The organism is Exiguobacterium sp. s189 (genome assembly GCF_018617615.1).
GTDB classification, from domain to species: Bacteria; Bacillota; Bacilli; order Exiguobacteriales; family Exiguobacteriaceae; genus Exiguobacterium; species Exiguobacterium aestuarii_A.
In genome coordinates this window covers 281,748-293,880 of sequence record NZ_JACSKM010000001.1, presented here as the reverse complement: position 1 = coordinate 293,880, position 12,133 = coordinate 281,748, and the positions used below count along the sequence as shown (strand labels likewise).

Sequence of the window (12,133 nt, the reverse complement as noted above, 5' to 3'; positions counted from 1 at the left end):
TCAAAAGGGGGAGTTTTGGGGATGTCTACATTTTTGATCGTCAACTGGATTCTATTCTTGCTCGTCCTCGGCTATGGGGTGTATTTATTTGCTTCGCTGGTTCACCAGCGTTATACATTCATCAAGCTCGGGAAGAAGGCAGAGTGGAGTCAAACGAACAAAGAACGACTCGAACAAGTCATGATCAACGTGTTCGGTCAAAAGAAATTGTTGAAGGATAAAAAGAGTGGCGCCATTCACGTCATGATGTTTTATGGTTTTATCCTCGTCCAATTCGGGGCGATTGATTTTATTTGGAAAGGACTAGCGGTCGGAACACGTTTCCCACACATCCCGCTCGGTCCACTTTATCCGATCTTCACGTTCATGCAAGAAATCGTCATGCTCATGATTCTCGTCGCGGTCGTTTGGGGATTCTACCGTCGTTACGTCGAGAAACTTGTGCGCTTGAAACGAAACTTCTTAGCAGGTCTCGCCCTCATCTTCATCGGCGGGTTGATGGTTTCCGTCTTGTTCGGGAACGGGTTTTACCTTGTCTATAAGGAAGAGCTTCCGATGTGGGGTGAACCGGTCGCGACACTCATCGGTTCAGCGTTTGCTTGGGTACCAGGTCCGGTCGCTTTCGCCTTGTTCGTCGTCTTTTGGTGGATGCACCTCTTATTCTTACTCAGCTTCATGGTCTACATCCCGCAAGGCAAACACGCGCACTTGATTGCCGGGACGCTCAACGTCTGGCTCGGACGCACACACAAAGTCGGTCGCTTGGCACCTGTTGATTTTTCAGCGATGGAAGAAGCAGAAGAATCAGATGAAGAAATCGTCTTCGGGGTCAACAAGATTGAAGACTTTAACCAGAAGCAACTCGTCGACTTGTACGCTTGTGTCGAGTGCGGACGTTGTACGAATGTATGCCCGGCAACGGGAACTGGGAAGATGTTGTCACCGATGGACTTGATCGTCAAACTTCGTGACCATATGAATATGAAAGGTGCGGCGGTCACGAGAAAATCACCGTGGGCACCGGCACTCATGTTCCAAAACACGCAAGGTGCTGAAATCGCAGCAGCGGCGCAAGATGGTCATATGCTCGTCGCAGACGAATTGATCGGCAACGTCATCACGGAAGAAGAAATCTGGGCGTGTACGACGTGCCGAAACTGTGAAGATCAATGTCCGGTCATGAACGAGCACGTCGATAAAATCATCGACCTTCGTCGTTACCTCGTCATGATGGAAGGGAAGATGGATCCGGAGGCGCAGCGCACGGTCGCAAACATCGAGCGTCAAGGAAACCCGTGGGGAATGAACCGGAAAGAACGCGAGAACTGGCGCAAGGATACAGAACTCGTCATTCCGACGGCGAAAGAGAAGAAAAAAGCAGGCGAAGAATTCGAATACCTCTTCTGGGTCGGCGCGATGGGCTCTTACGATAGCCGTAGCCAAAAAGTCGCGCAGAGCTTTGCGAGCGTCTTGAACAAGGCGGGCGTCTCATTCGCCATCCTCGGAAACGAAGAGAAGAACTCAGGGGACACACCTCGTCGAATCGGAAACGAGTTACTCTTCCAAGAACTCGCCGAAGCGAACATTAAATTGTTTGAGAAGTATGGGGTGACGAAAATCGTCACGGTCGACCCGCACGCCTACAACACATTCAAAAACGAGTATCCAGACTTCGGACTTGATGGTGTGAAAGTGTATCACCATACGGAGTTGCTCGCCGAGTTGCTCGATACAGGTCGAATTCAGCCTGACCTTCAAGTGAACGAGCGTGTCGTCTATCACGACTCTTGTTACCTCGGTCGTTACAACGGCATTTATGATGCACCACGATTCGTCCTCGAACGGATTCCGGGTGTCGAACTCGTCGAAGCTACACGTAACCGTGAAAACGGCATGTGTTGTGGAGCTGGTGGTGGTCTCATGTGGCAAGAAGAGAAAGTCGGGACACGTGTCAACGTGGCTCGGACAGAACAATTGCTTGAAACGAAACCGACAGTCATCGGTTCAGCATGTCCGTACTGTTTGACGATGTTGTCTGATGGAACGAAAGCGAAGGAAGTCGATGAGACGGTCGGCACGTTCGACGTCGTCGAATTACTCGATCGCTCGCTGAAAGCCATCGAGATCCCAGAACCGGTTGTTCAATAATAGCTAACAAGGCATGAATCAACTTCATGCCTTGTTTTTTTGTTCGCGCAACGGGAAAAGAAAAATGATGCGATTCAAAGAGAGGAAAGAAGGGACAGCGATGAAGAAGTGGATTGTTCTTCTCACGATTGTCAGTGCGCTCAGTAGCCAAATCCTTCCCCAAATTTTGTTTTTATCCATCATGGCAGTCGAAGAAGGGGTTGGGCGTCTCATTCCATTCCTGATTTTTTATGTGGCGAGTATGTCTGGTCTGTTATTGTGGGTGTATGTCATTGGTCGACGCGGTTCAAAGGATACGTTTTTAATGGCTTTGTCTGTCCTTCTGGTCGGTCTCGTGTGTTTTGTGCTTCCATTTGATCGTGCCATTGAATGGAGCGCATTTTTGGTAGGTGTTGGCTCGATAGGAGTCGGTACCATCATGACGACGATTTTATCGCAATTGAATGAATTGAAGCCTGCTGCGAAAGCTGACTCGAATGAAGAGAGTGGCAGTTCATTACCATTAGTCCTCGCGTTAGTCGGCTGGATCGCTGTGTTCTCTTATGCGTTGACGCAGTCGTACAATCTTGCCATCGCCTTATTCTTAGTGAGTCTCATTTTGCCGTGGCTATTCGTACGAAAGTTGCCCCTTCAAAAATCTGCGACATGGCAGTTTGACACGCATTCTTTTCTCCGCGCTTTCATCGCGGTCACCGTTTTTACGTTGATTAGTCGTCTGCTCAGTCTTTTAGAAGGAGCGCGAGGCTACATCGAAGTGTTTAGTCTGATGATTATTTTGTTAGCATATGTGGGCTGGTTGTTATTCCAAAAACGAGTTCGCGCCTTCATTGGGGCGAGTCGGACGCGCCAAGTTCAATTATTGTCATTTGTCATCGGATTGTTCGGCGGTTGGACGTTGATTGGGGCAGTATTTGTAAGTCTTTCCTTATATTCATTTCAAGTACTCCTCATTTATGTGTTCGTCCCGTTTTTAGCGGGAGTAATCGGGTGGATTCTGTTTAGTCGCATCTATGATTTCGCGCGACACCCTTATCTCGTTTTACTGATTTCATCCGTTGTGTTTTTCCTTGGATTTCTTCATCCGCTTGCGTTTGTACCGGTATTGTTCGTAAGCGGATATACACAGACGATGTATTCTAATGTGAGTCACACGTATCTATTTGTTGAGTATGGTGAAAATAAAGAGTTCGCATCATTACTTCTCCAATTATGGAAGCGGTTCGGGATGGTCGTGTCCTACTCATTTTTGATGGTCGGTTTGTTAGGATACGGTTTGTACGTTGGACAGACCGTCAATGCGGAATTGTCGTTTCAAATCCCGCGAGGTTGGATGTTCGGCGTTTTGGGACTGACATGGTTGTTCAATATCGGGTTGATCACTGTCTATTGGTTCCGTATTCGAACCGAGGTATCCAATGAATCATAATTTCCTCTAGCTTTTTCATATCGCTTTTGTTTATAATGAGGAGTGATGTTTAACTAGTGACGGAAAAGGAGTGTCCTTTAATGAATAAATCGTTGATTGATTTCGTTTATGAACTTCTCCAAGAAACTGGCGAGCAGCCTGTTTCTTTTGATGAGATTCGCGAAAAAATCAAGCAAAACTATACGTTTGCGAGTGAAGAAGAAGAGCTCGAGAAAATCGCACAACTTTACACCGATTTGAACATCGACGGGTTGTTCGTCAACTTGGGAGCAAACCGTTGGGCGCTTCGCGTTTGGTACCCATTCGACAAGTCGGATGAGGATCTCGTCATCGAAGCACGTCAACGTGGTGAACTTGACGAATTCGAAGAAGAGTTCGAAGAAGCAGACGAAGGCATCGTCGATATCGAAGATGACTTGGATGTATTCGCAAAAGTAGAAGATTATGATTCATCTGAATTTGACGATGAGGACGAAGAAGAAAAAGTAGAAGGCCTTGATGACTTCAAGGACGATGACTTGGACGACGACCTCGATCTCGAAGACGAGGATGATTTATAAGAGACCGCAAAAAGCCGGGCATTGCGCCCGGCTAGGCGTGTCTCTTTTTCTTTTTTAGTCGTTTTCACCGACTTGAAAAAAAGAAAAAATAATATCTTGACGACTGTATCGTCTCTGGCGTAAATTAGTCATGGGCTAGTTTAGCACGTAACGATGCAGCAAAAGTGTCCTCCATTCACGGGGGCACTTTTGCTTTTTTTGTTTTTTCGTTTCCCGATGGTTGGTATTCAAGAGAGGAGAAAGAAACATGACAAAGTACATTTTCGTAACAGGCGGGGTAGTATCTTCGCTCGGTAAAGGGATCACGGCAGCTTCACTCGCGCGTCTACTCAAAAATCGAGGACTCAACGTGACGATTCAAAAGTTTGACCCATACATCAACATCGACCCAGGTACGATGAGCCCGTATCAACACGGAGAAGTATTCGTCACAGATGATGGCGCTGAGACTGACCTTGACCTCGGACACTATGAGCGTTTCATCGACATCAACTTATCGCAAAACGCGAACGTCACATCAGGACGCATTTATTCGACTGTCTTGAAAAAAGAGCGTCGTGGAGACTATAACGGTGGAACGGTTCAGGTCATTCCACATATCACGAATGAAATCAAAGACCGTGTCTTCCGTGCAGGTCGTGAGACGAACGCTGATGTCGTCATTACAGAGATTGGTGGAACAGTCGGGGATATCGAATCTCTTCCGTTCATCGAAGCCATTCGCCAAGTAAAAAATGACATCGGGAAAGAGAACGTCATGTACGTTCACTGTACGCTCGTTCCTTACCTTCGTGCGGCAGGTGAGATGAAGACGAAACCGACGCAACACAGCGTCAAAGAGCTTCGCAGCTACGGTATTCAGCCAGACATTATCGTTCTCCGTACAGAGCACGACATTCCGGAAGACATGCGTGAGAAAATCGCACTCTTCTGTGATACGCGTAAAGAGGCGGTCATCGAGGCACAAGATGCGTCGACACTTTACGAAGTACCACTCAACCTCCAAAAACAAGGAATGGACCAACTCGTCAACGACTACTTCGGTTTCAACACACCGGCTGCCGACATGACGGCTTGGAAAGAGCTCGTTCACACGGTCACACACCTTGAGAAGAAAGTGAAAATCGCACTCGTCGGGAAATATGTCGAGTTGCGTGATGCGTATATCTCAGTCGCAGAGGCGCTCAAGCATGCGGGTTATGCATTCAATGCGGACATCGACATCGACTGGATCAATGCAGAAGACGTGACAGCTGAAAACGTCTCGGACATCCTTGGGGATGCTGATGGTATCCTCGTTCCTGGTGGATTCGGAGAACGTGGGATCGAAGGGAAAATCGAAGCGACACGTTTCGCTCGTGAAAACAACGTCCCATTCTTCGGAATCTGTCTCGGGATGCAACTCGCGACGGTCGAGTTTGCCCGTAACGTCTTGAAGTTGGACGGTGCCCATACGGCTGAAATCGACCCATCGACACCGTATCCAATCATCGACCTTCTTCCAGAGCAAAAGGACATCGAAGACCTTGGTGGTACACTCCGTCTCGGACTCTACCCATGTAAACTCGAAAAAGGGACGAACGCACACGCCGCATACGATCAAGAGCTCGTATACGAGCGTCATCGTCACCGTTATGAGTTCAACAACGAGTACCGTGAAGCGTTTGAAGCAGAAGGCTTCAAGTTCTCAGGTACGAGCCCAGACGGTCGTCTTGTAGAAATCATTGAGATTCCAGAACACAAGTGGTTCGTGGCATCACAATTCCACCCAGAGTTGATTTCGCGTCCAGAACGTCCACAACGTCTATTCCATGACTTCATCCAAGCGTCACTTGGAGAATAAGTGATTGAAAGCCACGATCTGAAATGGATCGTGGCTTTTTTTCATGACATATTTATCTCAACCTATTTTTTTAAGTGACTCATAGGGATTTACTTTAGAAGCAATTGAAGCTGGAATTAGAGAAGCTATCCCACCTACAATTGTCGGTAAAAGTAAACTTAACAAAGCAAGATACGCATTGGTCCAGGGGATAAGTCCAAATGCGAAATAGATGGTGATATAAGACAAACCTAAACCTAGTATTCCAGCAATCAATCCGACGATGAATCCTTCAATCACAACTAAATAACGAATGGCGTGATCTGTCCATCCAATCGCTTTTAATAAAGCAAAAGAATGCTCACGTTCTTGAACGTTTTGCCAAATGATTTCTCCTGTTGTTAATATTGCAATCAATACCGACACACCTATTGTTACATAATGAAGTGTTCCGATTTGAACAGCGACAAATTGTCCAAGCCAAGATGTGTAAAGGACACCTTGAAGATGGAACGTGACATAAACGAAAAATACGAGTAAGGATGTCGGGACAGCAATCGATGCCACCGACAATAAGTTTCGACGCCACTTGCTCACCATTTCCTTAAGCGCCAAAGAACTTATGTTTTTTAATGGAATGATAGAGCTCGAGGTGTTTGCGTACTCACCAACTTTAATTACTTCATATGGTTGTATTTTTCTAATGTTAAGTGCTGACCATGTTGCCCCGCTCAGATAAATCAGAAGACTAAAAGTTGTAATCAAGAACCAGTTCCAGAAACTGAACCCTTCTCCCTGCACGATGAAGAAAGCGGATTCGATTGCTAGCGACACAATCGAAACGAGAACCGCTAAAAGGATCGATTCTAGATATATAATTTTGTACAAATCCTTCTGACTCCAACCTAAAGAGAGTAGGATCGCAAATTCACGTCTTCTTGAGAGCATTGTGATATAGCTTGTCGTCAATACATAAATGATAGCCACACCAATAATGGACAAGACCACACCCGAATATCCTGCACTTGTCTCTCGGAAAATCGTGATGGCTGCACCTAAGTGAATCCATGGCTGCTCGATCCATCCAAGCGTATTTCCTTCTTTCACGACTTTTGTGATCACAGGTTGCGGGGAAGATCCCGTTGTGACTGTGGCAATTAAACCTGTGTCTCTTTCAATCTGTTCCTTTAGTTCCTGCAAGGTTGCCTCCGATGCCTCGTTCAATGTATCAACATTGTTTACCTTGATGCGAATCGAAGAAATGGACTTCTCTCCGTTTAAGAGACGAGCGGCATCTAGAGTTGTGATAATGCTTGGTGAGTTTGTCAGCAGTCCAGCTGGATTTCCAGAGGTATTGATGTTCACAGATGGATTGAGTGGTGAGCCATCTTGATCAAGCACAAGATCGGCTGACGCGGGACGGTACGTTTCCATAGGGAGTTCATTCAATGGATCTTTGGAGACCGCGATTTTTTCTGGATCGAACGTCCCGACCACTTCAAAATCAAGGACCGGGCTTAAGTAAATGAGGTCATCGGATTCCGGAAGCGTCGTTTGGACCTCCATGCTGTTCACTGGTCTAAAACCTTGTTTCGGTAAAATGGATGGAGGAAGCCATTTATTTGTAAATGAAATGGGTTGACTATCGATTTGAAAAGCATGTCCCCATCGCTCCGGAAAAGGACTGTCTATCTCTTTCATTTCTAAGGAACCTGAATTGAAGATGAGTTGAGATCCCTCATTGATCAAAGCACCCGGATAGTTCGATGTCTTCTTTCCTTGCAGTTGGTTAAAATAAATCGCTTCAAGGTCCTTCGATGGAATGCTCAACGACTGAATATTTTTTACGTCGTAACGTAATAAGTCAGATTCAGACGCGATGTCTTGTAATACTTTTTTCTGGTCATCAGATGATGAGAAGGGTACATCTAATTGTTCAAGTTCATACTCATGATACCCATTATTAAACGAGGCAGGGTTGACAAGAATAGGCATTCGGACATGCTTTTGTTCACTGCTTAAGGACACTGCTCGATCATCAGTTGAAAAATAAGAGGAAGAGGTGATCGCTTGATCGAGACCAACAAGCTTGGCTTCCTCATCAGGGTCAACCGCCACGATTAGATTGAGGCTCCCTGGAGTGACGGCGTTTCCAACCTGGTCAAAAGGAAGCAATCCGATTCCCCGCGGCAAGAGTTCATTCGTTCCGTTCGCAATATGTACAACTTCCTCTGATATCATTTCTCGCTCTAAACCTGTCTCATCGAACTGACGATGCGTCAGACGGAATAGTCCTTCGTCAGGTATCTTTAGCATATTCGGTAAATTCACATTTAATTGCGTATACCCGATGATTGCGACAGGAGCAGCCACATCCACATGTTCCATCGTTTTTATTTTTTCATATTGTTCAAATGTAATCCCCCCTACAATCCCATTCAGAAAGTTTGGCTCAAGAAGGTCATACTCTTCAGTAGTGAGTCTACTTGTCGAAGGACGAACTACAATATCATAGGCAGACGACCAGCGCTTTTGAAGTGTTTCTTCCACCACACCTTTGTTTGTTTCATTCAATTTAAAGATAAGATTCAAACCTGTAGCAATAATCAAAGCGCCAATCAATAATAAAAGTAGTTTTGCCTTTTGGTTTCGCCAATATTGTAGGATGAACGTCAACATACACGCTCTCCTTTTTGATCTTCTATAATCCGACCGTCTTGCATATGAATGATTCGATTGGCTCGACGTGCCAAATCTAAATCGTGTGTCACGAAAATAAGGCCACACTGTTGAGTTTCATGAAGGTCCACTAATAAATCAAAGATCAGCTCACTGTTTGTACTATCTAGATTTCCAGTCGGTTCGTCCGCAAGGATCCAATTTGGTCGATTGACAATCGCACGCGCGATTGCGATTCGTTGTTGTTGACCTCCTGATAGTTGAGAAGGGAGGACATGGGACTTGGTCTCTAATCCGACCTGGTGAATCACTTCTTTAACACGTTCTTCTTTCTTGAAGTCCACTTTTTTCGTTAAAAAAGGAGCCATGACATTTTCGAAAACACTTAAAGACGGTAAGAGGTGGAATTGTTGAAATACAAATCCGATTTCTTCAAAGCGAAAAGAGGATAACTCAGCATTATTCAATTTATTCAAATCAACGTCGTCAAACGTTATCGTGCCTGAAGTTGGTTTCTCTAGAGAGCCAATCAGGCTGAGCAAAGTAGATTTCCCAGATCCAGATGGCCCCACGATAGCTGTGATTTCATTTTTACTAAATACACAATCTAATTGATCGATGATTGTTTCATTGTGCCCTAAGTTACTAAACGTATGAACCAACTCACTAATAGAAATGAATGAAGTCATCAAATCGCTCCTTTTATTTTCAGAATATTCATTATATGTATATTGATAATAAATCTTTTTCCTTTAATTTACAATAATGAAAGATAGAGAACGTGTAAAATTATTCCAGGTTCACGAGACAAGAAAATATGGGTTTTCCTTTGACGAATGACTGAAAGTGTGTGGTGACTTAAAACAGTTTTGAGAATTGATTTGTGAACAAAAGATTATAGGTATTTTTCTACATCAAAAGCATGAGATGGAAGGTGCCCTTGGCAGGATACATCCCCTTCACTTTCTGGGTACACTAGAAGTAGAACGGGGAGAGGGTGATGTCTCATGAAAGAACGACATTCGATTTATCTTGGATATGGATTGGGGCTCGTGGCGCTCAGTCTGTTGCCGTTCATCGTCTTGCCTTCCCTCCTATTACCGTACCAGCTCGGTTGGACGGGCATTGTCTTACTCGCACTCTCGGTCGGACTACTACGGGCGATTCGGGACGGCTCGAACGTCATCCTAAAACAGATGTGGAAAATTACGTTCTCTCTCTTCTTGACTTTCGTTCTCGTCTATTACGTCTCGTTCGGACTTGTTCTCTATGACACATACGGATTAGATCGTCTATTAGAGCAATATGAACGACAGGCGGTCTGGGTGTTCGCAGCATTCAGCTTTTTACAGCCGATTGCCTTGCCGGTCCCGGAAGCGGTCAGTGTGCCGATTGGAAGTGTCGCGCTCGGACCGTTTCGAGCCGCTTTAGTCGGGAGCATTTCGACCACGCTTGGTATCTTTGTCATGTATGGATTGGCCCGGTTCGGTCGTGAACGGATCATCCGCTGGGTCGATGAGGAGAAGTTGAAGACGTACGACCGATATGTCGAGAAGTATGGTCTTGGCATTTTGCTCATCTTATTCATCATTCCGATTTTACCGGACGAGGTGATCTGTCTTGCGGCCGGATTCAGCCGTGTGCCGTTCCCACGTTTTGCGGGCATCGCGTTCGGCGCAAAACTCGTTACATCGTTCGGGCTTGCCTATTCTGTCTCCATCGGACAATTGTTTATGACCGATTCGAGTCCAATTGCGATCGCTTCCGTCATGGCGAGTTTGATTGTCTTAATCCTTGCGTTCATTTGGCGCAAGCGAAAAAAAGGGGATTCGAACGGGACACACGAATAAAGTAAGGACGATCTTTAGAGAGGAAGACAAGATGCGACAAGACAATGAAGTGGTCATTCGACCGATTGAAGAACAAGACTTATCACGACTATGGGAATTGATTTATCGGGATGCGACACCGGAGTGGAAACAGTGGGACGCCCCTTACTTTGAACACAAGGCGATGTCCTACGAAGAGTTTCAGCAAATCGAGCAGTCGCTCATCCAAAAAGATGACATGTGGGTCATTGAAGTGGATGGAACCGTATATGGGACCGTTTCTTATTATTTTGAGGATGCCGGACGAGAATGGCTCGAGATGGGCATCATCTTGCATCAGTCCGACCGCTGGAATCGCGGTGTCGGGACGCGTGCCCTTCGTCTATGGACCGAGCATCTATTTGAGACGCTACCAGTCGTCCGTGTCGGCTTGACGACATGGTCCGGGAACGAACGCATGATGCGTGTCGCTGAAAAAGTAGGGATGCAACTTGAAGGTCGAATCCGTCAAGTGCGTGTCGTGAACGAGAAGCGCTACGATTCGATTCGGATGGGCATATTACGAGAAGAATGGAATGAAAAAACGTTGAGGACATGATGAACCTCAACGTTTTTTCTTATGGTGTGATTGACGATATTGTAGGGGAGTCATGTCTTTGTAAGTTTTGAACGTACTGATAAACGTTGTACACGATGAAAAACAATACGACTTCGCGATGGAGCAAATAGGTAATGAGGTCACGATTAAATCGTTCATCGAGGCCTCAATCCGACGTCTGCGAATGCGTTCTGTAATGGTTTCACCCGTCTCTTGTTTAAATAAGGAAGATAAATAATTGTTCGACAACCCGACTCCAATCGCTACGCTTGATAGAGATAAAGTGGGATCGGTTAAGTGTTCCTCAATCAATCGGATGGCAGACAGAACGCGATGATCTGAAGAGTCTTGTGAGGAAATGAATGACATCATCGTAGCCAATGATTCTGTAACGACAGGGATCGCATAGACAAAGTCGAGTGGGGTATGGAGTTCATCGACCAGTCTCAACAGCGCACTTGTGTAGGCAAGTGATGTTTGAACATTTGAATTCGAGACAGGAACAAGGCGACTCACATGATAGGTGAGTCCTCGAAAGTAAAGTCGAACCCCATGATACTCATCAATCATAGGATGCTTTAACAAATCGAGTGTCAATGTCTCTAACAACGTGTTGGCTAATTGGAGTTGATTACTTTGAAGAGCCCGTATAATCTGCTCATCCAATTCGTAAAAATTTTCCACGTAACTTTGATCTGTGAAATGATTGTTCTCTCGGGCGAGATGGGTTAAAAATTGTTGTCGGATTCTATTTTCCATATAACGGTTCACTTCTTTCCTTGCGGGTAGAAGCGATCAAGAATGCTCATTTAGACGCATGTCGTTTCGTTAGCTGTTTTAGCTCCGCGATTTCTTTAGTAAATGCTCGTTCGTGTGATTCTGAAGAGTCTTGCATTTGTTGTTGAATGGCCTGGCTTTGCTGTCGAAATGCTTCCGTTTTGCGTTTAAATTGTTGCTGATACTGACGGTGTTGTTCATGGTGTAAATTCATATCTACTGGTTGATCTGCCATTAGGATAGAATGCCCCTTTCAACAAAAAATCAAACAGACTGACCCAACGCATCGTCAAT

General features: G+C 45.5%; 10 protein-coding genes. 6 read left to right on the top strand and 4 right to left on the bottom strand.

Annotation, left to right across the window (positions count from 1 at the left end; genetic code table 11):
* Positions 1–21 precede the first annotated feature (21 nt).
* The 4 genes from KNO99_RS01440 to KNO99_RS01425 all read left to right on the top strand — a co-directional run bounded on the left by KNO99_RS01440 (position 22) and on the right by KNO99_RS01425 (position 5,977).
* A complete protein-coding gene (locus KNO99_RS01440; RefSeq protein WP_074035807.1) occupies positions 22–2,148 on the top strand; it encodes a (Fe-S)-binding protein in 2,127 nt (708 codons plus the stop codon).
* Between the two features lie 100 nt (positions 2,149–2,248).
* Positions 2,249–3,574, top strand: a complete 1,326-nt coding sequence (locus KNO99_RS01435) for a hypothetical protein (protein ID WP_214744616.1) — start codon at positions 2,249–2,251, stop codon at positions 3,572–3,574.
* 80 nt (positions 3,575–3,654) lie between these two features.
* Positions 3,655–4,134, top strand: a complete 480-nt coding sequence (rpoE, locus tag KNO99_RS01430; protein WP_012727404.1) for a DNA-directed RNA polymerase subunit delta — start codon at positions 3,655–3,657, stop codon at positions 4,132–4,134.
* A gap of 247 nt (positions 4,135–4,381) precedes the next feature.
* A complete protein-coding gene (locus KNO99_RS01425; RefSeq protein ID WP_031422194.1) occupies positions 4,382–5,977 on the top strand; it encodes a CTP synthase in 1,596 nt (531 codons plus the stop codon).
* A gap of 57 nt (positions 5,978–6,034) precedes the next feature.
* Here the strand turns inward: KNO99_RS01425 and KNO99_RS01420 are convergent, their stop codons facing one another.
* Positions 6,035–8,635 (bottom strand): ABC transporter permease, encoded by a 2,601-nt coding sequence (locus KNO99_RS01420; protein WP_214744614.1) that lies wholly within the window; start codon positions 8,633–8,635, stop codon positions 6,035–6,037.
* Positions 8,629–9,324, bottom strand: a complete 696-nt coding sequence (locus KNO99_RS01415) for an ABC transporter ATP-binding protein (RefSeq protein WP_214744612.1) — start codon at positions 9,322–9,324, stop codon at positions 8,629–8,631. Before KNO99_RS01415 ends, KNO99_RS01420 begins: the two co-directional genes overlap by 7 nt.
* 318 nt (positions 9,325–9,642) lie before the next feature.
* On the opposite strand from KNO99_RS01415, the gene KNO99_RS01410 reads away from it, so the two are divergent.
* Positions 9,643–10,485: a TVP38/TMEM64 family protein gene (locus KNO99_RS01410; RefSeq protein ID WP_214744611.1), complete on the top strand. Its 843-nt coding sequence runs from the start codon at positions 9,643–9,645 to the stop codon at positions 10,483–10,485.
* A 31-nt stretch (positions 10,486–10,516) separates the two neighbouring features.
* Positions 10,517–11,062, top strand: coding sequence for a GNAT family N-acetyltransferase (locus tag KNO99_RS01405; protein ID WP_214744609.1), 546 nt, complete (start codon positions 10,517–10,519; stop codon positions 11,060–11,062).
* Between the two features lie 6 nt (positions 11,063–11,068).
* On the opposite strand, the gene KNO99_RS01400 is transcribed toward KNO99_RS01405, so the two are convergent.
* A complete protein-coding gene (locus tag KNO99_RS01400) occupies positions 11,069–11,821 on the bottom strand; it encodes a helix-turn-helix transcriptional regulator (RefSeq protein ID WP_214744607.1) in 753 nt (250 codons plus the stop codon).
* A gap of 46 nt (positions 11,822–11,867) precedes the next feature.
* Complete coding sequence (locus KNO99_RS01395) at positions 11,868–12,074, bottom strand: hypothetical protein (RefSeq protein WP_214744606.1); 207 nt, start codon at positions 12,072–12,074, stop codon at positions 11,868–11,870.
* Positions 12,075–12,133: the final 59 nt, after the last annotated feature.